23 protein-coding genes and 1 pseudogene are annotated in these 23784 nt (G+C 64.1%); 10 read left to right on the forward strand and 14 right to left on the reverse strand.

What is annotated here, in order from left to right:
- Positions 1 to 110 precede the first annotated feature (110 nt).
- On the forward strand, positions 111 to 404 hold the full coding sequence (locus tag ACVIIV_RS29500) for a hypothetical protein (RefSeq protein ID WP_456747290.1): 294 nt from the start codon (positions 111 to 113) through the stop codon (positions 402 to 404).
- A 17-nt stretch (positions 405 to 421) separates the two neighbouring features.
- On the opposite strand, the gene ACVIIV_RS29505 is transcribed toward ACVIIV_RS29500, so the two are convergent.
- From ACVIIV_RS29505 to ACVIIV_RS29520, 4 genes and pseudogenes are all read right to left on the reverse strand, one after another.
- Complete coding sequence (locus ACVIIV_RS29505; protein ID WP_456747291.1) at positions 422 to 1141, reverse strand: RraA family protein; 720 nt, start codon at positions 1139 to 1141, stop codon at positions 422 to 424.
- A 123-nt stretch (positions 1142 to 1264) separates the two neighbouring features.
- Positions 1265 to 2146, reverse strand: coding sequence for a CDP-alcohol phosphatidyltransferase family protein (locus tag ACVIIV_RS29510; protein ID WP_456747292.1), 882 nt, complete (start codon positions 2144 to 2146; stop codon positions 1265 to 1267).
- 80 nt (positions 2147 to 2226) lie between these two features.
- Positions 2227 to 2934: pseudogene (locus tag ACVIIV_RS29515) on the reverse strand (phosphatidylserine decarboxylase); the annotation flags it as partial.
- A gap of 68 nt (positions 2935 to 3002) precedes the next feature.
- Positions 3003 to 4961, reverse strand: a complete 1959-nt coding sequence (locus ACVIIV_RS29520) for an ABCB family ABC transporter ATP-binding protein/permease (protein WP_456747293.1) — start codon at positions 4959 to 4961, stop codon at positions 3003 to 3005.
- Between the two features lie 201 nt (positions 4962 to 5162).
- Between ACVIIV_RS29520 and ACVIIV_RS29525 the strand changes: the two genes are divergently transcribed.
- Positions 5163 to 5768, forward strand: a complete 606-nt coding sequence (locus ACVIIV_RS29525; protein ID WP_456747294.1) for an LOG family protein — start codon at positions 5163 to 5165, stop codon at positions 5766 to 5768.
- Here the strand turns inward: ACVIIV_RS29525 and ACVIIV_RS29530 are convergent.
- The 4 genes from ACVIIV_RS29530 to cysS all read right to left on the reverse strand — a co-directional run bounded on the left by ACVIIV_RS29530 (position 5765) and on the right by cysS (position 9862).
- The gene (locus ACVIIV_RS29530) at positions 5765 to 6142 is read right to left on the reverse strand and encodes a VOC family protein (protein ID WP_456747295.1); all 378 of its coding nucleotides are present in this window, start codon (positions 6140 to 6142) and stop codon (positions 5765 to 5767) included. The genes ACVIIV_RS29525 and ACVIIV_RS29530 overlap by 4 nt on opposite strands.
- A 135-nt stretch (positions 6143 to 6277) precedes the next feature.
- On the reverse strand, positions 6278 to 7876 hold the full coding sequence (cimA, locus tag ACVIIV_RS29535; RefSeq protein WP_456747296.1) for a citramalate synthase: 1599 nt from the start codon (positions 7874 to 7876) through the stop codon (positions 6278 to 6280).
- Positions 7873 to 8364 (reverse strand): GNAT family N-acetyltransferase, encoded by a 492-nt coding sequence (locus ACVIIV_RS29540; RefSeq protein WP_456747297.1) that lies wholly within the window; start codon positions 8362 to 8364, stop codon positions 7873 to 7875. Before ACVIIV_RS29540 ends, cimA begins: the two co-directional genes overlap by 4 nt.
- A gap of 115 nt (positions 8365 to 8479) precedes the next feature.
- Positions 8480 to 9862, reverse strand: coding sequence for a cysteine--tRNA ligase (gene cysS, locus ACVIIV_RS29545; protein WP_456747298.1), 1383 nt, complete (start codon positions 9860 to 9862; stop codon positions 8480 to 8482).
- Positions 9863 to 10153: 291 nt separating this feature from the next.
- Here cysS and ACVIIV_RS29550 point away from each other — a divergent pair, with 291 nt between their 5' ends.
- Both ACVIIV_RS29550 and ACVIIV_RS29555 read left to right on the forward strand, forming a co-directional pair.
- A complete protein-coding gene (locus ACVIIV_RS29550; RefSeq protein ID WP_456747299.1) occupies positions 10154 to 10459 on the forward strand; it encodes a hypothetical protein in 306 nt (101 codons plus the stop codon).
- Positions 10460 to 10600: 141 nt separating this feature from the next.
- Positions 10601 to 11785 carry a DUF2865 domain-containing protein gene (locus ACVIIV_RS29555; protein WP_456747300.1) on the forward strand — a complete coding sequence of 395 codons (1185 nt, stop codon included), beginning with the start codon at positions 10601 to 10603 and terminating at the stop codon, positions 11783 to 11785.
- A 165-nt stretch (positions 11786 to 11950) separates the two neighbouring features.
- On the opposite strand, the gene ACVIIV_RS29560 is transcribed toward ACVIIV_RS29555, so the two are convergent.
- Positions 11951 to 12853 (reverse strand): DUF2189 domain-containing protein, encoded by a 903-nt coding sequence (locus ACVIIV_RS29560; RefSeq protein WP_456747301.1) that lies wholly within the window; start codon positions 12851 to 12853, stop codon positions 11951 to 11953.
- Between the two features lie 508 nt (positions 12854 to 13361).
- On the opposite strand from ACVIIV_RS29560, the gene ACVIIV_RS29565 reads away from it, so the two are divergent.
- The 5 genes from ACVIIV_RS29565 to ACVIIV_RS29585 all read left to right on the forward strand — a co-directional run bounded on the left by ACVIIV_RS29565 (position 13362) and on the right by ACVIIV_RS29585 (position 17891).
- The gene (locus ACVIIV_RS29565; RefSeq protein WP_456747302.1) at positions 13362 to 14195 is read left to right on the forward strand and encodes a cytochrome c oxidase subunit II; all 834 of its coding nucleotides are present in this window, start codon (positions 13362 to 13364) and stop codon (positions 14193 to 14195) included.
- A gap of 77 nt (positions 14196 to 14272) precedes the next feature.
- Positions 14273 to 16051 carry a cbb3-type cytochrome c oxidase subunit I gene (locus ACVIIV_RS29570; protein WP_456747303.1) on the forward strand — a complete coding sequence of 593 codons (1779 nt, stop codon included), beginning with the start codon at positions 14273 to 14275 and terminating at the stop codon, positions 16049 to 16051.
- Positions 16048 to 16752 (forward strand): cytochrome c oxidase subunit 3, encoded by a 705-nt coding sequence (locus ACVIIV_RS29575; protein WP_456747304.1) that lies wholly within the window; start codon positions 16048 to 16050, stop codon positions 16750 to 16752. The genes ACVIIV_RS29570 and ACVIIV_RS29575 overlap by 4 nt, the downstream gene beginning before the upstream one ends.
- 14 nt (positions 16753 to 16766) lie before the next feature.
- Positions 16767 to 17489, forward strand: a complete 723-nt coding sequence (locus tag ACVIIV_RS29580) for a heme-copper oxidase subunit III family protein (RefSeq protein WP_456747305.1) — start codon at positions 16767 to 16769, stop codon at positions 17487 to 17489.
- 9 nt (positions 17490 to 17498) lie between these two features.
- Positions 17499 to 17891 carry a cytochrome C oxidase subunit IV family protein gene (locus ACVIIV_RS29585; RefSeq protein WP_456747306.1) on the forward strand — a complete coding sequence of 131 codons (393 nt, stop codon included), beginning with the start codon at positions 17499 to 17501 and terminating at the stop codon, positions 17889 to 17891.
- 227 nt (positions 17892 to 18118) lie between these two features.
- On the opposite strand, the gene ACVIIV_RS29590 is transcribed toward ACVIIV_RS29585, so the two are convergent.
- From ACVIIV_RS29590 to ACVIIV_RS29600, 3 genes are read right to left on the reverse strand one after another with little or no spacing between them, the layout of a single operon-like run.
- Complete coding sequence (locus ACVIIV_RS29590; protein WP_456747307.1) at positions 18119 to 19876, reverse strand: NAD+ synthase; 1758 nt, start codon at positions 19874 to 19876, stop codon at positions 18119 to 18121.
- 22 nt (positions 19877 to 19898) lie between these two features.
- Positions 19899 to 20252: a diacylglycerol kinase gene (locus ACVIIV_RS29595; RefSeq protein ID WP_456747308.1), complete on the reverse strand. Its 354-nt coding sequence runs from the start codon at positions 20250 to 20252 to the stop codon at positions 19899 to 19901.
- Between the two features lie 4 nt (positions 20253 to 20256).
- A complete protein-coding gene (locus tag ACVIIV_RS29600) occupies positions 20257 to 21645 on the reverse strand; it encodes a class II 3-deoxy-7-phosphoheptulonate synthase (RefSeq protein WP_456747309.1) in 1389 nt (462 codons plus the stop codon).
- Positions 21646 to 21826: 181 nt separating this feature from the next.
- On the opposite strand from ACVIIV_RS29600, the gene ACVIIV_RS29605 reads away from it, so the two are divergent.
- Positions 21827 to 22723 carry an alpha/beta hydrolase family protein gene (locus ACVIIV_RS29605; protein ID WP_456747310.1) on the forward strand — a complete coding sequence of 299 codons (897 nt, stop codon included), beginning with the start codon at positions 21827 to 21829 and terminating at the stop codon, positions 22721 to 22723.
- A 7-nt stretch (positions 22724 to 22730) separates the two neighbouring features.
- On the opposite strand, the gene ACVIIV_RS29610 is transcribed toward ACVIIV_RS29605, so the two are convergent.
- Together ACVIIV_RS29610 and ACVIIV_RS29615 are read right to left on the reverse strand one after the other, a co-directional pair.
- The gene (locus tag ACVIIV_RS29610) at positions 22731 to 22994 is read right to left on the reverse strand and encodes a hypothetical protein (RefSeq protein ID WP_456747311.1); all 264 of its coding nucleotides are present in this window, start codon (positions 22992 to 22994) and stop codon (positions 22731 to 22733) included.
- 205 nt (positions 22995 to 23199) lie between these two features.
- Positions 23200 to 23784, reverse strand: a complete 585-nt coding sequence (locus ACVIIV_RS29615; RefSeq protein WP_456747312.1) for a TIGR00645 family protein — start codon at positions 23782 to 23784, stop codon at positions 23200 to 23202.

A 23784-nucleotide genomic window follows, 5' to 3' on the forward strand; every position in this document is an offset into this window, starting at 1 on the left:
GCCGGCGCGCCACGACGCCACATCGGCTGCGGCCCTCCGCCACATCCGGAACGAAGGATGAATTGCTATTCTGCAGTGGGGCGGCATGCTCGATCGCGGGAGTCATCGCGATGTTGACGCTGTTCAGCCTTCTCACTGCGCTGCCCGCGGCGCTGGCGTTCCACCTGCTCGAGCCGGAACTCGTCCTGCCGGCCTTCAGTATCCTGCTCTTTATCGAAGCCGCCTTCGCGGTCATCGCAGCGCGCCTGATTCACCTCCCGGACAATGCGGAGGACATCACGCTATGGGATCTTGCAGGCGGCTTCACGCTGATCGGGTGCGCCGCCGCAATGTTTGGCGAGCCGGATCAGGCGGCCCTGTTCCTGGCGGAACAAGGCGACCCACGGCCGGCGTCGCGGCCGTAGGTCGTTCAATCACGCGCTTAGTGGATCTCCGCCGAGCGCTTCAGCGCGGCCTTCAGCTTCTCCAGCGAGAAGTCGGGGCTGCGGGCGATCTCCAGGATCGGCGTCTCGCGGCGACCGCAGAGTTCGGCTGCCTCCGGCAGCTTCGCGGCGACGTCGCGCGGGATCACGATGGCGCCATGCCGGTCGGCGTGGATGAGATCGTCCGACTTCACGGTCATGCCGGCGACGCGCACTTCGCCGCCAAAGCTTTCCGCATGCACCCAGGCATGCGACGGGCCGATCGAGCCGGCCAGCGCCTGGAAGCTAGGGGCCCATTGCGGGATGTCGCGGATCGAGCCGTCGGTGATCACGCCGAGGCAGCCGAGCGCCTTGTGCACGTTGCTCTGCACCTCGCCCCAGAACGCGCCATAGCCGACGTCGGGCCCGTCGATGTCCTGGATCACCGAAATGCGCGGGCCATGGCCGGTGCCAACATACTCGTAATATTCGATGCGGCGCTTGGACTGCTCCTCGGCCGGGAGCGATGATTTCAGCACCGAGCGGATCGTCACCGTGCGGGCATAGCCGACGATCGGCGGCAGGTCTGGGAACGGGCAGACCAATTGCCTGGTGGTGTAACCGATCAGCCGCCGCTCGGGCGCCACGATCTCCATGGCATTGCAGATCGTCGGCGTATCGTAGCGGCCCAGCGCCTCGAGGACGGAAGCGGGCAGCGGCCCGGTCGCGGTATCAGTCACGGCGTTCTCTCCCAGATTGGCGGTCGCTGTTGGCGCGATGCCGCCGGCACAGGGCGATATAGCCGAGATCAGGCCTCAACCCAACTCAGGCAGGCCTCATGGCAGATATCCGCGCGGGGCTGCTCAATGCAGCCGTCCGGGCCGTTCGTCGTCGTGCGGCGGCTCCGACAAATTCGTCAGTGTCGGTGCTGACGGCGGCGACGGAACTTCGCCTCCTGACGGCGCGGTGGCTTCCATCGCGCGCGCCTGGTCGCGATAGGATTTGTAGCCGAGCGGCAAAGCGAGAAGATACAGCACCGTGCCGATCGACAGCACGTGCCAGGGATAGGCGATCAGGAGCGCGATGAAGACGATCACCGCAACGAAGGCCGGCAGCACCAGCTCCGGCGGAACGCGCATGCGCTTGGTCTTGCCGGAGAACACCGGCAGGCGCGACACCATCAGAAAGGCGATCAGCAGCGTATAGGCCGCCGTCACCGCCGCAGGGGTGCGACCAAGATCGAGGAACGCGATGTAGATCGGCAGCAGCACCGTGATCGCGCCGGCGGGCGCCGGCACGCCGGTGAAGAAATTGGCGGCGAAGGCCGGCTTGTTCGGATCATCCATGGTGGCGTTGAAGCGCGCGAGCCGCAGGCCACCGGAGATCGCGAACACCATCGCGGCGATCCAGCCGGCGTTGCCGAGCTCGTGCAGCTGCCAGAAATACAGCATCAGGCCGGGCGCCACCCCGAAATTGACGAAGTCGGCGAGGCTGTCGAGCTCGGCACCGAACTTGGACTGGCCCTTGATCATGCGCGCGATACGACCGTCGATGCCGTCGAGCGCGGCTGCGAACACGATGGCGTAGACGGCGAGCGACATCCGTCCCTCGATCGACAGTCGGATCGAGGTCAGGCCGGCGCAGATCGCCAGCAGCGTGATGACGTTGGGGACCAGCATCCGCACTGGGATCGGGCGGAACCGCCGGCGGCGCGTATCGGGATATTTGAAGTCATAGGGCGTCATTGCTCACCTCGAGACGAGATATAGCAAGCCGCGCCCCCCTCCGCCATTGCGGCGGAAGGCCCATAAGCACCGACTATTGGTTAATTGGCGCGGAAGGCGCGGCTCGGGTCGTCACCGGCAAGGTCGGCCAGGATTGTCTCTCCGGCGATCGCGGTCTGCCCTTCCGAGACCAGCGCCTTGGTGCCCACGGGCAGATAGACGTCGAGGCGCGAGCCGAAGCGGATCAGGCCGAAGCGCTCGCCGGCACCGATCGACTGCCCTTCCTTGACGAAGCAGACGATGCGCTTGGCGACGAGACCGGCGATCTGGACCACACCGATCCGCGCCGTCGGCGTCGTGATCACCAGCGAGTTGCGTTCATTGTCCTCGCTCGCCTTGTCGAGCTCGGCATTGATGAAGAGACCCGGGCGGTAGGCGATGCGGTCCACCCTGCCCGCCAAGGGAGCGCGGTTCACGTGGCAGTTGAACACGCTCATGAACACCGAGATGCGCGGCAGCGGCCGGTCACCGAGCCCCAGCTCGGCCGGCGGCAGCGCCATGGTGATCATCGAGACGCGGCCGTCGGCCGGCGACACCACCAGCCCCTCACGCACCGGTGTCACACGGACGGGGTCGCGGAAGAACAGCGCGCACCACACGGTCAGGATCGTGCCGATCCACCCCAAAGGCGACCACAGCCAGAACAGGGCGAGGCTTGCCAGCGCAAAGCCGCCGATGAAGGGATAGCCCTCCTTGTGGATCGGCGGGATCTGACGCTGGATCGAATCGAGAATGGACATCGCTATCTGCCGGTCGGGGTTATTGGCACGGGTCGTCGCGCGGGTTGTTTAGGCCAGAGTTGGGACCGGAGACAAGGTCACTCCGCCGCCGCGGGCGTCGTCAGGGTGTCATCAACCGGCGGCGGCTCCCGGTTGGGCGCCACGCTGGTGTCGGCCATCTTGGCCAATTTCTCCCGCGCCGCCTCGGCCTCGCGCTGCCTGTTCCACATGCTGGCATAGAGGCCGCCCTGCGCGAGCAGTTTCGCGTGGGTGCCGCGCTCGGCGATGCGGCCCTGGTCCAGCACGATGATCTCGTCGGCGCCGACGATGGTCGAAAGCCGGTGCGCGATCACCAGCGAGGTGCGGTTCTTGGCCACGCGGTCGAGCGCTCCCTGGATCTCGTGCTCGGTGTGGGTGTCGAGCGCCGACGTCGCCTCGTCCAGCACCAGAATCGGCGGTGCCTTGAGCACCGTGCGCGCGATCGCGACGCGCTGCTTCTCGCCGCCCGACAGCTTCAGGCCGCGCTCGCCGACCTGGGTCTCGTAGCCCTTCGGCGCCATGCGGATGAAGTGGTCGATCTGCGCCAGCCGCGCCGCCTCCTCGACCTCGGCATCGCCGGCGTCCCAGCGGCCATAGCGGATGTTGTAGCGGATGGTGTCGTTGAACAGCACGGTGTCCTGCGGCACCATGCCGATCGATGCGCGCAAGCTGGCCTGTGTGACGTCGCGGAGGTCCTGGCCGTCGATCAGGATCTTGCCGCCGGAGACGTCATAGAGGCGGAACAGCAGCCGCGAGATGGTCGACTTGCCCGCGCCCGACGGGCCGACGATGGCAACGGTCCTGCCGGCCGGCACCTCGAAGCTGATGCCCTTCAGGATCGGGCGCGTCGGCTCGTAGGCAAAGCGCACGTCCTCGAAGCGCACCGTGCCGGCGGAGATGACCAGCGGCTTCGCGTCAGGCGCATCCTTGATCTCGGCCTCGCGGCCCAGCACATTGAACATCTTCTCGATGTCGATGATCGCCTGCTTGATCTCGCGATAGACCATGCCCATGAAGTTCAGGGGCTGGTACAGCTGGATCATCATGGCGTTGACCAGCACGAAATCGCCGACGGTGTTGGTGCCGTTGCGCACGCCGATCGCACACATCAGCATGGTCGCGGTCAGGCCCAGCGTGAAGATCACCGCCTGCCCGGTGTTGAGCACCGCGAGCGAGGTGTAGGTGCGGACGCTTGCTTCCTCGTAACGCTCCACCGATTTGTCATAGCGCTGCGCCTCACGCGCCTCGGCGCTGAAATATTTGACGGTCTCGTAATTGAGCAGCGAGTCGATCGCCTTGGTGTTCGCCTCGGTGTCTGAATCGTTCATCTTGCGGCGGATGCCGATCCGCCACTCGGTCGCGATGTAGGTGTAGTACATGTAGAGCGCGACCGTGATCAGGGTGGCGACCACGTAACGCCAGTCGAATTGCCAGAGCAGCACCGCCAGCAGCAGCGAGACCTCGACAATGGTCGGGATCAGCTGGAGGATCACCATGCGCACGATGACCTCGATGCCCTCGCGGCCGCGCTCGAGCACGCGCGTCAGGCCGCCGGTCTTGCGCTCCAGGTGAAAGCGCAGCGACAGCTCGTGCATGTGGATGAAGGTGATCGTGGCGAGCTTGCGCACCGCATGCATGGCGACGCGGGCGAAGATGCCGTCGCGCCATTGCGTCAGCACCGCCATCAGGATGCGCATCGCGCCGTAGCTCGCGGTCAGCAACAGCGGTGAGGCGATCACCCAGAGATGCCAGTTGTCGGCCTGCACCGGCGCGGTGTTGGCGCCGGTCAGCGCATCGGTCGCCCATTTGAAGCTGAACGGCACCACGAGCGTGATCAGCTTGGCGGCGAGCAGCAGCACCAGCGACCAGACCACCCGCATCTTCAAATCGAAGCGATCGCCCGGCCAGATGTAGGGCCACAGATGCGCCAGCGTGCCCATCAGCGTGGCCCCGGCCTGCGGTCCTCCGGCGGGAGGATCAGGAACGTCGGCGCCGTCGAACGATTGAGGTTGGTCCATCAAGAAGCCTGAAAGCCCGCCGGATGCGGGCGCAACTGCGATTAACGATTTTCGTCCGTCATATAGAGCCTTCCCGATGCCCGCGCACCCCGCCAGATGGCGAACCTTTGATTGTTTATCGTCATTTACCGGTAGATTTCCGGGAGTATCGAATCACCGATTGGGCTTGACGCCTCTTCGCTGCAATGCATCATGGCACCAATGAGCACGATCAAAACCGTCTGTGTCTATTGCGGCTCCGGCCCTGGAACAAATCCCCGCTTCGCTGAAGGCGCCAAGGCGTTCGGCAAGGCGCTCGCCGAAAACAACATCCGCCTGGTCTATGGCGGCGGCTCGCTCGGCCTGATGGGCGCGGTCGCGACCTCCGTGCTCGACCATGGCGGCACCGTCACCGGCATCATCCCCGACTTCCTGCGGCTGCGCGAGAACGCGCTGACGCGCGTGCAGGAGATGATCGTCACCCCCGACATGCACGAGCGCAAGCGCTTGATGTTCGAACGCTCCGACGCCTTCGTGGCGTTGCCGGGCGGCGTCGGCACGCTGGAGGAGCTGGTCGAGCAGATGACCTGGAAGCAGCTCGGCCGTCACGCCAAGCCGGTTCTCCTCGCCAACATCGACAATTTCTGGGAGCCGCTGTTCTCGCTCTTGTCGCACATGCGCCAGACCGAGTTCATCCGCGCCGGTCTTTCGATCGACATCCTCAAGGCCGATCGCATCGAGGAGATCCTGCCGAAGCTGAAGGCGGCCGCAGCACAGGTGGCCGAATCGGAAAAGCAGCTCGCCCCGGAAATGGCGCGCAAGCTTTAGTCTGCAGGAAACGTCACCGCCTCGATCCGGTTGCCGTCGGGATCGAGGACGAAGGCCGCGTAGTAGCGCACACGGTCATGCGGGCGGATGCCGGGCGCGCCGTCGGAGGCGCCGCCAGCGGACAGCGCCGCCGCGTGAAACGCGTCGATCTCAGCCGTGGTTTTCGCCCGCAGGCAGATGTGCACACCACTCTCCGGGGCTACGGGCGGCATCCCTTCGCGCAAGTTGATCCAGAACTCCGGATAGGCCTTGCCGAAGCCGACCGTCCGCGGCCGCGCGACGAGGCGCGTGAGGCCGAGGGTGGCGAGCGTTGCCTCGTAGAATTTTGCGGCGCGCTCGAGATCGCTGACGCCGACGGAGATGTGGTCGATCATTGTGCCGTGCTCTCTCCCCTCGTCATTGCAAGCGAAGCGAAGCAATCCAGAGTCTTGCGGCCGAGGCAGTCTGGATTGCTTCGCTTCGCTCGCAATGACGGCATTTGTGGCGCCGCCGTCCCCTACGTCATCATCTTACGCCGGCGCACCCGATTTCACGAGCTTGTAGATCACCGAATCCATCAGCGCCTGGAACGAGGCGTCGATGATGTTGGGGGACACGCCGACCGTGGTCCAGCGCTCGCCGTTCTCGTCCTCGCTCTCGATCAGCACGCGCGTGACCGCGCCGGTGCCGCCGTTGAGGATACGCACCCGGTAATCGATCAGCGTCAGCCCCTCGATGTATTTCTGGTACTTGCCGAGATCCTTGCGCAGGGCAACGTCGAGCGCGTTGACGGGGCCGTTGCCTTCGGCGGCCGAGATCAGATGCTCGCCGGCGACGTCGACCTTGACCACCGCGAGCGCCACGGTGACCCGCTCGCCGAGCGCGTTGTAGCGCTGCTCGACATTGACGTCGAACTGCTCGACCTCGAAATAATGCGGCACCTTGCCGAGCGTGCGGCGCGCCAGGAGCTCGAACGAGGCGTTGGCGGATTCATAGGCATAGCCGGCCGCCTCGCGCTCCTTCAACTCCTCGACGAGGCGCGTCAGCTTGGGATCGCTCTTGTCGTAAGCAATGCCGGCGCGGTCGAGCTCGGCAATGACATTGGAGCGGCCGGCCTGGTCCGAGACCAGGACCTTGCGGTGATTGCCGACCAACTCCGGCAACACGTGCTCGTAGGTCTGCGGATCCTTCAGCACGGCGGAGGCATGGATGCCGGTCTTGGTGACGAAGGCGCTCTCGCCGACGTAAGGAGCATGCCGGTTCGGCACGCGGTTGAGCATGTCGTCCAGCGTGCGCGAGACTTTTACCAGGGTCGCCAGCTTCTCGCTGGTGACGCCGATCTCGAAGGCGTCGGCAAACCCCTTCTTCAATTTCAGCGTCGGGATCAGCGAGCAGAGATTGGCGTTGCCGCAGCGCTCGCCGAGGCCATTCAGCGTGCCCTGGATCTGCCGTGCGCCGGCGCGCACCGCGGCCAGCGAATTCGCCACCGCCTGCTCGGTATCGTTATGGGCGTGGATGCCGACATGATCGCCGGGAATGTGCCTCGTCACCTCAGTGACGATGGCCTCGACCTCATCAGGCATGGTGCCGCCATTGGTGTCGCACAGCACCACCCAGCGCGCGCCGGCTTCATAAGCAGCCTTAGCGCAGGCGAGCGCGAAAGCGGCATCTTCCTTGTAGCCGTCGAAGAAATGCTCGCAGTCGAGCATGACCTCGCGGCCGGCGGTCTTCGCCGCTGCGACGCTGTCTCGGATCGAAGCGAGGTTCTCCTCCTTCGTCGTCTCCAGCGCGACCCGCACCTGATAGGCGGACGATTTTGCCACGAAGCAGATCGCATCCGCCTTCGCCTCCAACAGCCCGGCAACACCAGGATCGTTGGAGACCGAGCGCCCCGCCCGCCGCGTCATGCCGAAGGCCGTAAAGCGCGCATGGTTGAGCTTCGGCTTGGCCGCGAAGAATTCGCTGTCGAGCGGGTTGGCGCCGGGATAGCCGCCCTCGACATAGTCGATGCCGAGATCATCGAGCATCGCCGCGATGACCTGCTTGTCGGCCAGCGTGAAATCGACGCCGTTGGTCTGTGCCCCGTCGCGCAGCGTGGTGTCGAACAGATAGAGACGCTGCTTGCTCATGGCCCCGCTCCAAGCGTCTTCTTCATGGTGGTGTTGGCGAGCCACTCGTCGTTGATAGTGACGCTGTTGCGCTGCTGGGCGGTGTAGCCGCGCTTGGCGAAGAAGCCTTGCGCGTTGTCGCTGGCATCGACCGAGAGACTCGTCGCGCCGCGGCCGCCGGCGAGCTTCTCCAGCGCGTCGACCAGCATGGTCGCGATGCCCTGCCCGGCCACGGCCGGGTGGACATAGAGCATGCGGATGTGATCGTTGCCGCGCAGCGAGGCGAAGCCGACGGGCGAGCCTTCCAGCGTCGCGATCAGCGTGAGGTCGGCGGCGAGCCGCTTGCCGAACTCCTCGTCCTCGGCCGCCGCCATCCAGGCTTCCTGCTGCGCCTCGCTATAGTCGTCGCCGGTCAGCTCCTCGATGCTGGCGGTGAAGATCGCGGCGAGCACCGGCACGTCATCAGGCAGGAACGGCCGCAAGCCGGGCTTTGGCAAAGTCTGTCCCATCGTCCTCACCACATCCCATAGAGTTTCAGCACGATCGCAACGGCGGCGCCGAGCAGCAGGATTTTCAGCGCGATGTAATAGAGCCAGTGCCGCGGGAAAGGCGTGTCGGGCCGCTTCATCGCGCGATCTCCCAGGTCGTCCCTTCCTTGGAATCCTTGATCGCAACGCCCATCGCAGCGAGCAGATCGCGGATGCGGTCGGATTCCTTAAAATCCTTGCGGCTACGGGCGGCCGTCCGCTCTGCGATCAGACGCTCGACCTCGTTGGCATCGACACCGCTCGCCTGCTGCTTGCGCCCTTCCCACTGTGCCGCGCTCTCCGACAGGAATCCGAGCAACCGCAACGAGCCCGCGAGACCAGCGATATCGTTGCCGCGCAGGCCGTGCAGCGCCGCGATCGCGAGCGGCGTGTTGAGGTCGTCGAGCAGGGGCTCGATCACGGACGCAGCCGGCTCGGTGGGCGCGACATCGGCCGCGACGCGATACCAGTCGTCGAGCGTCTTGGCGCTCTCTTCCAGCGACTTCATGGTCCAGTCGATCGGCGAGCGGTAATGCGTCTTCAGCATATTCAGACGCAACACCTCACCGGGCCAGTCCGCAAGCAGCTCATGGATGGTGATGAAGTTGCCGAGGCTCTTCGACATCTTCTCGCCCTCGACCTGCAGGAAGCCGTTGTGCATCCAGGTGTTCGCCATGCGCTGCTGGTGGAAGGCGCAGCAGGTCTGCGCCACCTCGTTCTCGTGATGCGGAAACACGAGATCGATGCCGCCGCCATGGATGTCGAAGTGCTCGCCGAGATGCTTCCAGGCCATGGCCGAGCACTCGATGTGCCAGCCGGGGCGGCCCTGCGCGGCAATGCCAGCCGGCGACGGCCATGACGGCTCGCCCGGCTTGGACGGCTTCCACAGCACGAAGTCAGTGTTGCCCTTCTTATAGGGCGCGACATCGACGCGGGCGCCCGCGACCATCTCGTCCAGCGAGCGGTTGGAGAGCGCACCGTAGCGCGGCAGCCCGGCATTGGCCGCGTTCATCGCCTGCGGCGAGAACAGCACATGGTCCTCGGCGACATAGGCGAAGCCGCCGGCGACCAGCTTCTCGATGATCTCGCGCATCTCCCCAATATGCTCGGTCGCGCGCGGCTCGACGCTCGGCCGAAGCGCCCCTAGCGCATCGACGTCGGCATGAAACTGTTTTCCAGTCTGCTCGGTGACCTTGCGAATGGCCTCGTTCAGCGGCAGGCCCGGAAAATCCCGCGCGGCGCGGTCGTTGATCTTGTCGTCGACGTCGGTGATGTTGCGGACATATTTGACATGCGCTTCGCCATAGAGCTGGCGCAGCAGCCGAAACAGTACGTCGAACACGATCACTGGCCGCGCATTGCCGATATGGGCGAAGTCATAGACGGTCGGTCCGCAGACATACATGCGGACGTTGCTCGCATCGAGCGGCACAAAGGTCCGCTTTTCCCGGCTCAGCGTATCGTAAAGACGCAATTCCATGACAACCCATCCCTCTCGGCCGGGCGTCCAAGGCTCTCAATGTGGTTGAGAAAAGACGGCTCCAGCCAGCGAATCGCTAGCTCGTAATCTCGCGGCAAATGGCGCAAATGGCGAGGAGACCGTTCATAAGGCGACATATGGGCTATGAGGCGGTCCCACGTCAAGAGAGCCGCGAAAACGCCGCTTTATCTCCGCAAAGCGCGGCGGCCCGCCCTGATGGTTCATGATCCCCTAACCATTTGAGGCCATTCTGGAACCGGCGATTCCTTCATTTTTTGCCCCGGTATTTTCATGCGATCCCTGCTCGCGCTCATTTTTGGCGCCTCGATCCTTGCAGCACCCAGCGCTTGCGCCGAGACCCGCGTCTTCATCATTGCCAATCAGGCGGATGGCTACGGCATCGACCAGTGCCTGGCCAGGGGCGAAAAATGCGGCGCATCCGCCGCGCGCACCTACTGCAAGTCACGAGATTTTGCCCAGGCATCAAGCTATCGCCGGGTCGATCCCGACGAAATTACCGGCTCCGTCCCCAAATCCGGCGCAAACTGCTCCCATGGCCGTTGCGACGAATATGTCGCAATCACCTGCCAGCGCTGAATTCGCTCGGAGCTGGCGGACCTTAGGCCCAATCCTTGGCCCTGAAACGACGTGACGATGCCGCGGGAAGCGGCTATTGGAGGGCGCGCTTCGGCCCCCAACGTCATATGGAAAGTCACTTGGGGCCGTGACCTCGCTAGAATGGCGGATATGCCTGAAATTTTGTCGCTCTCCCGTGCCCGCTTCCTCCTTGCCTGCACCGTGCTCCTGAGCACCGTCGTGCTCGCCACCGGCGCTTCCGCGCAGGCCGGACCGCCTGGGCCGCCGCCTCAGCCCGGCCAGAACGGGCTCGGACCGAACCCGATGTGCGTGCGACTGGAAGGCCAGCTCGCGGCGCTCGATCGCGGCGGCGGCGACCCCGCGCGCGAAGAGCAGATCCGCCGCTATCAGGATTCCCAGGCCAAGCAGCAGGCCGAGCTCGACCGCGTCACCATGCAAGCCAAGCGCATGGGCTGCGATTCCTCCGGCTTCTTTTCGCTGTTCAACGGCCAGTCGGCGCAGTGCGGTCCGGTCAATACCCAGATCCAACAGATGCGCGCCAATCTGGATCAGATCACCGGCAATCTCGAACGCCTGCGCGGCGGCGCGGGGGGCTTCAGCCCGGAGCGCGACAACCAGCGCCGCTCGGTGCTGATGGCGCTGGCGCAGAACAATTGCGGCCCGCAATATGCCAATGCCGCGCAGTCACAGGGCGGCGGCAACTTCCTGAGCAACTTGTTCGGCGGCGGCAATAACCCGAACAACCCGCAAGCCGTGCCGCCGTCCGATCTCGGCCCGCAATCCGGCACTTTCCGCACCGTGTGCGTGCGTACCTGCGATGGCGCCTATTTCCCGATCTCGTTCGCCACCGTGCCGGCGCGCTTCCCCGACGACGAGAAGACCTGCAAGGCGCTGTGCCCGGCTGCCGAAGCCGTGCTCTACACCCATCGCAATCCCGGCGAAGACATGAACTCGGCGGTCTCGATCGGCGGTCAGCCCTACACCGCGCTGCCGACCGCGTTCAAATTCCGCAGCGAGTTCAACCCGTCTTGCTCCTGCAAGGCGGCGGGCCAGACCTGGGCGGATGCGCTGAAATCGGCCGACGACAAGGCCGCGGCCGAGCAGCAGGGCGACATCATCGTCACCGAGGAGAGCGCCAGGAAGATGCAGCAGCAGCGGCTCAACAAGGGCACGCCTGCCAATGCGAAGAAGGGCGCGAGCCCGGCGCCGACGACGGCCACCGCACCGGCAGCGGCACCGCCGGCGGATACCGGCACAACTGCCAACTCCGAGAACAAGCCGATCCGCTCGGTCGGCCCCACCTTCCTGCCGCAGCAGCAAAAGTAGGCAGCCCTGCTTTTACTGTCATGCCCCGCGAAGGCGGGGCATCCAGTACTCCGTGACGCCCAGCGCCGCAGGGTACTTGATCATCCGCTTTCGCGGATGATGACAGCAATTCAAGGGCACAATCGCCCGTCTCACTCGCAACCGTTATCCCTCAAACGCGCGCTACTACTCGCCCTCGCGGCTCCACGGGAAAAGATTGGCCGGAAAGTCTGCTGCGTAGCGCCTGCCCTTCGGGGGCGGCGGCAGTGCGTCCGGTGGGTTCGGATTGGGCTCGACCACCCGCCGATAGAGGTGCCAGGTGGCATGACCGAGCACCGGCAGAACGACGGCGAGGCCGACGAAGAGCGGCAGCGAGCCGATCACGAGCAGCGCCGCCACGATGAAGCCCCATCCGGCCATCGCAACCGGATTCGCCGCCACCGCTCGCAGCGACGTGCGGATCGCGTCGATCGCGGTCGCATGCCGGTCGAGCATCAACGGAAATGACACGACGCTGACGCACAATGCCACCAGCGCAAACAGGAAGCCGACACCGCAACCGACGATGATGAGCGACCAGCCTTCCGGTGTCGTCAGCACGCGCGTTGCGAAGTCGGGAATGCTTGCGGCCGCAGCGTGACCGAAGATTGCGACATAGATCGCGTTCGCGACACCAATCCAGGCCCCGAACAGGACCAGCAGGAGCACGCCGAGCTCGATCATGGCGCCGAACGACGGTGCGCGCAGCACCTTGATCGCATCCCATGCTTCGACCTCCTCGCCGCGCTCGCGACGACGGCTGAGCTCGTAGAGACCGATCGCGGCAAAAGGACCGATCAAGGCGAAGCCGGCGGCCAGCGGAAACAGTAGCGGCAGCACCGAATAGCCGAGCACCATCCTGAACAGGACGAGACCGAGAACGGGATAGATCAGGCACACGACGATCGCGTGGCTCGGCATCGCCTGGAAATCCTCCCAACCCAGGCGCAGGGCGTCGGTCAGGTCGGACAAGCTGATCTTGCGAATGGGATAGGAGGCCGCTTCGCCGAATGCGTGCCGCCTGATGTCGTGGGAGTACAGAGTGGCCATGAACGGACCTCCCGTGCTGAAAATCGCGGTTTCGATAACACGCGCTTTCCAGCCACGCGTGTCCGCCGGATGAGCAGAAAACGCGATGGATCGGTTCGGTCACCCAGGTTCAGCAAACGAGCCTGGCCGGACGGAACCCGTCGCGACCTGCCTCGCAAGCTTAGCGCGCGCGGGGCACGGCTGCACTCACGGTTGGGTGAATTGTGCGCCAGCACGGATTTGTGCGTTGCATCATCCAGACTTGTCGGTTTGCCAGCACGGCAGTCACACCACTTTGGGGCACCTACATTGCTCTATTGACGCCGGATTAGGCTGGTATCATTTTAGACGCGGACGCCCCTAGAGTTGATGGTCGCGAGCGTTCTCTTGATTTCGCGACCAGTGGAATGGGCGAGGCAAGAGGCCGGCGATGGCATAGGTGCCAATCAAGAAAGGCCAGCCATCGCGACAGACATGAGCTCCGCCCTGGATTCGTATCCGTAGCCTTCAATGGCAAGGATGGATCAGGATGGCTGTCGCACTGATATTGCTTCTGGTCGCGATCGGCTCGGTGCTGTTTCACATCTACAGCCCGTGGTGGTGGACGCCGATCGCCACGAACTGGGCCTATATCGACCACACCATCAACATCACGTTCTGGATCACGGGCTTTGTATTCGTCGCGGTGATCGCCTTCATGGCCTACTGCGTCCTCCGCTTTCACCACAAGGAGGGAAGACGGGCCGACTACAATCCGGAAAACAAAAAGCTCGAATGGTGGCTGAGCGTCGGGACCGGCGTCGGCGTCGCCGCCATGCTGGCGCCTGGCCTCGTGGTCTGGCACCAGTTCGTGACGGTGCCGGCGGATGCCACCGAGGTCGAGGTCATGGGCCAGCAATGGCAATGGAGCTTCCGCCTTCCCGGCAAGGACGGGCGATTGGGCACATCCGATGTCCGCAGCATCGCTTCCGACAATCCGATGGGGCTCAATCGTGACGACCAACACGCGCAGGACGACGTCGTGATCGAGAACGGCGACCTGCACCTCCAAGTGGGAAAGCCGGTCAAGGTTCTCCTCCGCTCGGTTGATGTCCTGCACGATTTCTACGTGCCCGAGTTCCGGGCCAAGATGGACATGGTTCCAGGCATGGTGACCTATTTCTGGATCACGCCGATCCGAACCGGAACGTTCGATGTTCTCTGTGCGGAGCTTTGCGGCGCCGCTCACTATCAGATGCGGGCCAAGGTCATCGTCGACGAAGAGGGTGAATATCACGCCTGGCTGGAGCAACAAAAAACGTTCGCAGAACTATCGCCGGCAAAAGCCATCGTGAAGGCGAGGTATGAATCCGGCGGCAAGTAACAAGCTGCCGGCGCGAAGATAGATCGGGTGCATGAGGACAACGCCTCACCCCGATGGAAACGACCGAGGAGGTTTCTATGGTCGATATTCCATATGAAGGGAGCCCCGGCATCCCGCCCGCCGAAGTGCCTGACGTCGAGCTCTATCATCCGCGGAGCTGGTGGACACGCTATGTGTTCTCGCAGGACGCCAAGGTGATCGCCATTCAGTACTCGCTGACGGCCACGGCCATCGGGCTGGTGGCCCTGGTGCTGTCGTGGCTGATGCGGCTGCAACTGGGATTCCCCGGCACCTTCTCTTTCATCGACGCCAACCAGTATCTCCAGTTCATCACCATGCACGGCATGATCATGGTGATCTATCTGCTCACCGCGTTGTTCCTGGGCGGCTTCGGCAACTACCTGATCCCGCTGATGGTCGGCGCCCGGGACATGGTCTTCCCTTATGTCAACATGCTGAGCTACTGGGTCTACCTGCTCGCAGTCCTGGTGCTGGCCTCGACGTTCTTCGTGCCCGGCGGCCCCACCGGCGCCGGCTGGACGCTCTACCCGCCGCAAGCAATCCTCTCCGGAACGCCCGGGCAGGATTGGGGCATCATTCTCATGATGTCGTCCCTGATCCTGTTCATCATCGGCTTCACCATGGGCGGGCTGAATTATGTGGTGACGGTGCTCCAGGCGCGCACCCGCGGCATGACGTTGATGCGCTTGCCCCTGACGGTGTGGGGCATTTTCACGGCGACCGTCATGGCGCTCCTGGCATTCCCTGCCCTGTTCGTTGCCTCGGTCATGCTGCTGCTCGACCGTCTCTTGGGAACCAGCTTCTTCATGCCCTCCCTCGTCGAGATGGGGCAATTGTCGAAGTATGGCGGCGGCAGCCCGCTGCTCTTCCAGCACCTGTTCTGGTTCTTCGGCCATCCCGAAGTCTACATCGTCGCCCTGCCCGCCTTCGGCATCGTCTCCGATCTGATCAGCACGCATGCGCGCAAGAACATCTTTGGTTACCGCATGATGGTCTGGGCGATCGTGGCCATCGGCGCGCTCAGCTTCATCGTGTGGGCGCACCACATGTATGTGAGCGGCATGTTCCCGCAATTCGGGTACTTCTTCGCCACCACGACACTCATCATCGCGATCCCCACCGCGATCAAGGTCTACAACTGGGTGCTAACCCTGTGGCGCGGCGACATTCATCTCACGGTGCCGATGCTGTTCGCCCTCGGCTTCATCATCACCTTCGTGAACGGCGGGCTCACCGGCCTCTTCCTCGGCAACGTTGTCGTGGACGTTCCCCTCTCCGATACCATGTTCGTGGTCGCGCATTTCCACATGGTGATGGGCGTGGCGCCAATCATGGTCGTGCTCGGCGCGATCTACCATTGGTACCCCAAGGTAACGGGGCGGATGCTGAATGAGGCCCTGGGCAAGTTTCACTTCTGGGTCACCTTCCTGGGCGCCTACCTGATCTTCTTCCCCATGCACTATCTTGGACTGCTCGGGGTTCCGCGCCGGTATTTCGAACTCGGGGATACGACGTTCATCCCGTCCTCGGCCCATTCACTCAACGCCTTCATGTCCGTGGTGGCCTTGGCCGTCGGCTTCAGCCAGCTGGTGTTTCTGTTCAATCTGGCCTGGAGCTTCTTCAAAGGTGAGGCCTCAGGCGGCAATCCGTGGCGGGCGACGACGCTGGAGTGGCAGACGCCGGAAACGCCTCCAGGGCACGGCAACTGGGGCAAGGAGCTCCCGGTCGTGTACCGTTGGGCCTATGATTACAGTGTGCCCGGCGCCGCGGAGGACTTCATTCCGCAGAACCAGCCGCCACGCGCGACGCAGCTCGTTCAGGGAGCTGCTTCGTGAGCGCCATTATCCTGTTTCTGGCTGTGCTTGCGGTGATCGCCGGATGGTGGCTGTCGCAGCAGCGGCTGACGGCCAAGCCCTGGCTGGAGGAAGGCCCGGTCGGAGACTTCCCTGGCGGGGATGCCATGACCTGGCCGGCAGCGAAGGTCGGACTTGGCGTGTTTCTCGCTGTCGCGAGCGCATTGTTCGTCCTCTTCATCAGCGCCTACTCGATGCGCATGGGCGTGGTGGACTGGCGGCCGCTGCCGGTACCGCGGCTGCTGTGGGTCAACACGGGCGTTCTGGTCCTGAGCAGTATCGCGCTGCAATCCTCGTACGTGGCCGCGCGCCGAGACGATACTGAAGGCGTCATCATCGGTCTGCTCGCGGGCGGCGCATCTGCCGTGATCTTCCTCGCCGGGCAGCTGCTGGCCTGGCAACGGCTCGGGGCTGCCGGATATTTCGTGGCGTCCAATCCGGCGAATTCCTTCTTCTACCTGTTGACCGCAGTGCACGGGCTGCATCTGACGGGCGGTCTGGTGGCCTTGGGCCGAACCTCAGCCAAGATGTGGCGCGGCGCCGAGATCGCCGACATGCGCTTGAGCGTGGAGCTGTGCGCCATCTACTGGCACTTCCTGCTGCTGGTCTGGCTTGTCCTGCTCGGTCTTCTCACGGGGTGGACCGACGATTTCGTCAACATCTGCCGCCAATTGCTGAGCTAGGGAGGCGAGACCAGATGGCTGAGACCGTGCTGACAAATCCGGGCCAATCGCCTGCGCAGCTTGAAGGCTGGCGCGGCATTGCCGCCGACTGGGCGTCCGATCAGCGCGCCTTCAAGAACGTGTCCTGGGGCAAGGCCATGATGTGGATCTTCCTCCTCAGCGACACCTTCATCTTCAGTTGCTTCCTGCTCTCCTACATGACGGCGCGCATGTCGACGACCGTGCCCTGGCCGAATCCCAGCGAAGTCTTCGCCCTCAATATCGGCGGCAACCACATCCCCCTGATCCTGATCGCCATCATGACCTTCGTGCTGATCAGCAGCAGCGGCACGATGGCGATGGCCGTCAATTTCGGCTACCGCCGCGATCGCGTGAGAACCGCAATCCTGATGCTGGTCACCGCGGCCTTCGGCGCAACCTTCGTCGGAATGCAGGCCTTCGAATGGACCAAGCTGATCATGGAGGGCGTCCGGCCCTGGGGCAATCCATGGGGTGCGCCGCAGTTTGGTGCGAGCTTCTTCATGATCACCGGCTTCCACGGCACCCATGTGACGATCGGTGTGATCTTCCTGATCGCCATTGCGCGGAAGGTCCTTCGCGGCGATTTCGACGTCGAGAGGCGCGGCTTCTTCACGAGCCGCAAGGGGTACTACGAGATCGTCGAGATCACGGGCCTGTACTGGCACTTCGTCGATCTCGTGTGGGTGTTCATCTTTGCATTCTTCTATCTTTGGTGAGGTCGGCGCATGACAAACGCGGCGGTACACATGGAAGGACGGCTCCACGCTCCGGCGCTTGGCGCAGTCGCAACGGGAGACGTTCACGCCAAGGGGCAACAGCACCCGATCAAGCTCTACCTCGTTGTCTGGGGCTGGTTGTTCGTCCTCAGCACGTGCTCCTACCTCGTCGACTACTTTGGCCTGCATGGCTATCTGAGGTGGTCGCTGATCCTGCTGTTCATGGTGTTGAAGGCCGGCCTGATCGTCGCCGTCTTCATGCATATGGCCTGGGAGCGACTGGCCTTGACCTATGCCATCCTGCTGCCGCCGGTCGCGGTATTGGTATTCGTGGCGATCATGGTGCTCGAATCCGAATACACCCACTTCCTTCGAGTGCTCTTCTTTGTAACCCCGTCGTAGCGGCAATCTGAGTTCTCACTGTCATGCCCCGCGACCCGGCTACGCCTAGGCTTCGCCGGGGTCGGGGTCCAGGGGCGCCGAAGCTTTAGCGTAGGCGGCAGGCGGGGCATCCAGTACTCCGCGGAAGGAGTCGGTTTTACAATGTCCGCCGCAGAGTACTGGATCATCCGCCTTCGCGGATGATGACAGATGGACTTGTAGCGAGACTCCCCCGTCTCTTTCCGGTGCTAACCCTCGAATGCGTCGATCGACGCCTTGCTGCTACGTGACAGCAGCGCCTCATCCGCCGCCGGCAACGGCTCGCCCTTGTCGCGGAAGCGGTTGGTGATGGGATAGCGGCGGTCGCGGCCGAAATTCTTAGGTGTCACCTTCACGCCGGGCGCGGCCTGGCGGCGCTTGTATTCGGCGACGTTGAGCAGATGGTCGATGCGGGTGACGATCTCGCGGTCGAAGCCGGCGGCGATGATCTCATCCAGGGGCTCCTCGCGTTCGACCAGGCGCTCGAGGATGGCATCGAGCACGTCGTAAGGCGGCAACGAATCCTGATCGGTCTGGTTCTCGCGCAACTCCGCGGTCGGCGGACGCGTGATGATGTCGGGCGGGATCACCTCGCCCCCGGGGCCGAGCGCGCCATCCGGCTTCCAGACATTGCGCAGCGCCGCCAAGCGAAACACCTGCTTCTTGTAGATGTCCTTGATCGGGTTGAAGCCGCCGTTCATGTCGCCATAGAGCGTGGCGTATCCGACCGACATCTCCGATTTGTTGCCCGTCGTCACCACCATCAGGCCGGTCTTGTTGGAGATCGCCATCAGCAGCGTGCCGCGGGTGCGGGCCTGGAGGTTTTCCTCGGTGATATCAGCCGGCAGGTTCTTGAAGAGGCCGGACAGGATGGTCTCGAACCCGTTCACGGCTTCCGCGATCGGCAAGACCTCGTAGCGGATGCCGAGATGGCCGGCGAGCTCGCCGGCGTCCGCGATCGAGTGTGCCGCCGTGTAGCGATAGGGCAGCATCACGCCATGCACCTGGTCGGCGCCGAGCGCGTCGACCGCGATCGCGGCGCACAGCGCGGAATCGATGCCGCCGGAAATGCCGAGCAGAACGCCGGGAAAGCCGTTCTTGGCGACATAGTCGCGCAAGCCCAGCACGCAGGCGGCGTAGTCGGCCTTGTCGCCCTCGACCTGCTCCGCGATCGGCCCCGTGCAGCGCCAGTCGTCGCCGTTTCTGGTGAAGCGCAGCGTGGTGACGTTTTCCTCGAATGCCGGCAGTTGCGCCGCGAGCGAGAGATCGCCGTTGAGCGCGAAGGACGCGCCGTCGAACACCAGTTCGTCCTGGCCGCAGACCTGATTCAGATAGACCAGCGGCAGCCCGCTCTCGGTCACGCGCGCGACCGCCACTGACAGGCGCACGTCGTTCTTGTCCCGGGCGTAAGGCGAGCCGTTCGGCACCAGGATGATCTCGGCGCCGGTCTCGGCCAGCGTCTCGACCACGTTCTCGTAGTCCTCGGATTCCTCCAGCCAGATGTCCTCGCAGATCGGCACACCAATTCGCACGCCGCGCACGGTGACGGGACCTGCGGCAGGGCCGCGCGAAAACAACCGCTTCTCGTCGAACACACCGTAATTCGGCAGGTTGCACTTGAAGCGCAGCGCGGAGATGCGGCCGCCGTCGAGCAGCGCGCAAGCATTGTAGAGCTTGCCGTCCTCGACCCAGGGCGTGCCGACCAGCATCGCGGGCCCGCCATCGGCAGTGTCGCGCGCGAGGCTTTCGATCGCGGCGCGGCAGGTGGCCTGGAAGACCGGCTTCTGCACCAAGTCTTCCGGCGGATAGCCGGCGATGAACAGTTCCGGAAACAGCACGAGATCGGCACCGTCAGCGGCTGCCCGCGCACGCGCCGCGCGCACCTTGCTAGCATTGCCCTCCACGTCGCCCACGGTCGGATTGAGCTGGGCGAGCGTGACCGCGAATGTGTTGAGACGTTCGGTCATGGCCGCCCCTGTTCGATCCGCGTTAGACGAAACCCAATCGCTCGACGATGGCAAAGATCCAGAACGCGCCGGCCATCAACAGCGCAACGCCAACCGCGGCCGAGCCCATGTCCTTGACGCGGCCGATCTGCTTGTCGTGATCCATGGTCAGCCGGTCGGCGAGCTTCTCGATCGCGGTGTTGAGCAGCTCGACCGTCAGCACGAACGCGACGGAGCACACCAATTCGACCGCGCGCATCGCGGTCGCGCCGATGAACCAGGCAAGCGGCACCGACAGCAGGAGCGCAAAGATCTCCTCGCGGACGGCCTGCTCGGACCGGAACGCAAAGGCCAGACCGTTGCGGGAATTGATCGTGGCCTTCCAAATCCGCAGCAAGGTCTTAGAGCCCCGCTGCGGCCGGAATCGGCTGGGCCTTGCCGGCGCGCTCCTGTTTGAGGAGCTCCGCGACGAGGAAAGCCATATCGATGGATTGCTCGGCGTTGAGGCGGGGATCGCAGACCGTGTGGTAGCGGTCGTTGAGATCCTCGTCCGTGATCGCGCGGGCGCCGCCGAGGCATTCGGTGACGTCCTTGCCGGTCATCTCCAGATGCACGCCGCCGGCATGGGTGGCTTCGGCGGCGTGGATCGCGAAGAACGACTTCACCTCGGACAGGATGCGGTCGAACGGGCGCGTCTTGTAGCCAGACGTCGAGGTGATCGTGTTGCCGTGCATGGGATCGCACGACCAGACCACCACCCGGCCTTCGCGCTTCACGGCGCGGACCATGTTCGGCAGATGCTCGCCGATCTTGTCGGAGCCGAAACGGCCGATCAGCGTCAGCCGACCCGGCTCGTTGTCGGGGTTGAGCACGTCGATCAGCTTCAAGAGCTCGTCCGGCTTGAGCGACGGGCCGCACTTCAGCCCGATCGGGTTCTTGATGCCGCGGAAATATTCGACATGGCCGTGATCGAGCTGGCGGGTGCGGTCGCCGATCCAGATCATGTGGCCGGAGGTCGCGTACCAGTCGCCGGTGGTGGAATCGACGCGGGTCATGGCCTGCTCGTAGCCGAGCAGCAGCGCCTCGTGGCTGGTGTAGAAATCGGTGGCGCGCAGCTCCGGATGGCTCTCGAGGTCGAGGCCGCAGGCGCGCATGAAATTGAGCGCGTCCGAGATGCGGTCGGCCAGCTCCTTGTAGCGACGGGACTGCGGACTATCCTTCAGGAAGCCGAGCATCCATTGATGCACGCTGCCAAGATTGGCGAAGCCGCCGGTCGCGAACGCACGCAGCAGGTTCAGCGTCGCCGCCGACTGGCGATAGGCCATCAGCTGGCGCTGCGGATCCGGCACGCGCGCTTCCCTGGTGAAGGCGATGTCGTTGACGATGTCGCCGCGATAGCTCGGCAGCTCGACACCATTCACCTTCTCGGTCGGCGATGATCGCGGTTTTGCGAATTGGCCGGCAATGCGGCCGACCTTCACCACCGGCACCGCGCCGGCATAGGTCAGCACCACCGCCATCTGCAGCAGCACGCGGAAGAAGTCGCGGATGTTGTTGGCACCGTGCTCGGCGAAGCTCTCGGCGCAGTCGCCGCCCTGGAGCAGGAAGGCCTCGCCGGCCGCAACGCGGCCCAAGGCCTTCTTCAGATTGCGCGCCTCGCCCGCGAACACCAGCGGCGGAAAGGTCGCAAGCTGCGCCTCGACGTCGGCCAAAGCCTTGGCGTCAGGATATTCGGGCACCTGTAGCACCGGCTTGCTGCGCCAGGACTCGGGCGTCCACCGCTCGGACATCGCAATCTCTCCGTGAAGCAAAAAGCACAACCTGATCTAGGGGTTGCGAGGGCCGCCTTATACACAGGCTGGCTTCCGGCCGCCAGTTGTAAATCCATTTGGCACCGCAAACCCTTGCGGGCAAAGCCGAATTCGCATTTGCTTGGGGCAGGCAAAGAAACTGACAGGACACTGACCGCCCATGGACGCGGCACTGGACGACGTTTTTATCGACGAGATCAGCTTCCCGGCGACCGACGGCTATGCGCTGACGGGTACCCTGTTCCTGCCGCGCGGCGCCAAGCGCCATGCCGTCCTGATCAATTCAGCGACCGCCGTGCCACGCAAGATTTATCGGGGCTTTGCCTCCTACCTCGCCCATCGCGGCTGCGCGGTGCTGACCTACGACTATCGCGGCATCGGCGACTCCCGGCTGCCGGCGGTGGTCGGCTACAACCGGTCGAAATCGCTGGTCGGCTTCGAGGCCTCGATGTCCGACTGGGCCGCGCTCGACGTCACCGCCGCCGTGCGCTGGATGCGCGAGCGCTACAACACCCTGCCGCTTGCCTATGTCGGCCATTCCTTCGGCGGCCAGGCGCTTGGGCTGATCGCGAACAACAGCGACATCTCGCGCGCCGCCTTCGTGGCCTCGCAGGCGGCAACCTGGCGGCTGATGACCTCGCCGGAGAAATACCGTGTCTACGCCTTCATGAATTTTGTCGGCGTGCCGCTGGCCCACACGCTCGGCTACGCACCGGGCTGGGCCGGCGTCGGCGAGGACCTGCCCAAGGGCGTCTTCCTGCAATGGGCCGAATGGGTCTCGAGCCCGCGCTATCTCTTCGATTCAAAACTGCCGGCTCTCGAGAACTTTGCCAAGTTCAAGGGCGAGCTGCGCGCGCTGTGCTTCTCCGACGATCCCTGGGCCACGCGCCCCGCGGTCGAGCTGCTCGCGAGCGGATTCACCGCGATCAAGCCGGAGGTGCTCATGGTCGAACCGTCCGACGTCGGCGCCAAGGGAATAGGCCATTTCGGCTTCTTCCGCCCCGAGCACCGCGACACGCTGTGGCGCGGCGTCGCGGAATGGATTCAGGGGGAATGAGGCTGCGTTAGCGGATGATGGTCGTCAGAGACGAGTAGCGCCTGTTCGGGTTGGCTTCACCCGGCGCAAACTGTGCGAAGGCGTCGCTGACGCGCACCGCCGGCGGCGTGTCGCTCGCGAACCGAAACTCCTTCGGCCGCGGCGCGTAGAAGCTGGCGCGGTAATAGGCGTCGTCGAAGCGCACCTCGCCGACACCGAACAATGCGTCGCAGACGAACAGGAGCGCGTAGACTCCTGCGACCGCTGCGACGATCTCCCTGAAAATTGACATGCTGATGCCCTGCCCTTTTGCGGGCAGGATGCAGATCGGTTCCAAAGGCCCGGTTTAAAGCGCCGTTCTTCTTGTCCGCAGCGTTTGTCGCCGCTGAACGGATTGCGGACAATTTTATCGATCTCGAAAAAAGCGCCCGCCCGACCGGACGATCAGGCGGGCTCCAGGATTGGCCGCTCGGGAGGTATTCTGGCGGCCAGGTTCATCAGCCGTGGCCGGCCTCCTTGCGATGGCCGCTCTCGCTGAGACGGTCGACCCAGGCGATACCGATCGCGGAGATGATGAAGGTCATGTGGATCAGCACCTGCCACATCACGCCGGTCTCGGTGAAATTGCTGCGGGTGGTGCCGAGATTGCCGGCCTCGATGAAGGTCCTGAGCAGCGAGATCGAGGAAATGCCGATGATCGCCATCGCAAGCTTGATCTTGAGCACGCTGGCATTGACGTGACTGAGCCATTCCGGCTCGTCCGGATGTCCACTCAGGTTGAGGCGGGAGACGAAGGTCTCGTAGCCGCCGACGATCACCATCACCAGCAGATTCGAGATCATGACGACGTCGATCAGCCCGAGCACGACCAACATGATCTGCTGCTCGCTGGCGTCGAACGAGTGCACGACCAGATGCCAGAGCTCCTTCAGGAACAACAGCACATAGACCGCTTGCGCGACGATGAGGCCGATATAAAGCGGCAATTGCAGCCAGCGCGAGCCGAAGATCAGTTTCGGAAACAGGCCGATCGGCGGCTGCGGCGCGGCCGGCGCCGAAAGTGCTTTGCGTTCAGACGTCAT

The organism is Bradyrhizobium sp. USDA 4354 (genome assembly GCF_054060315.1).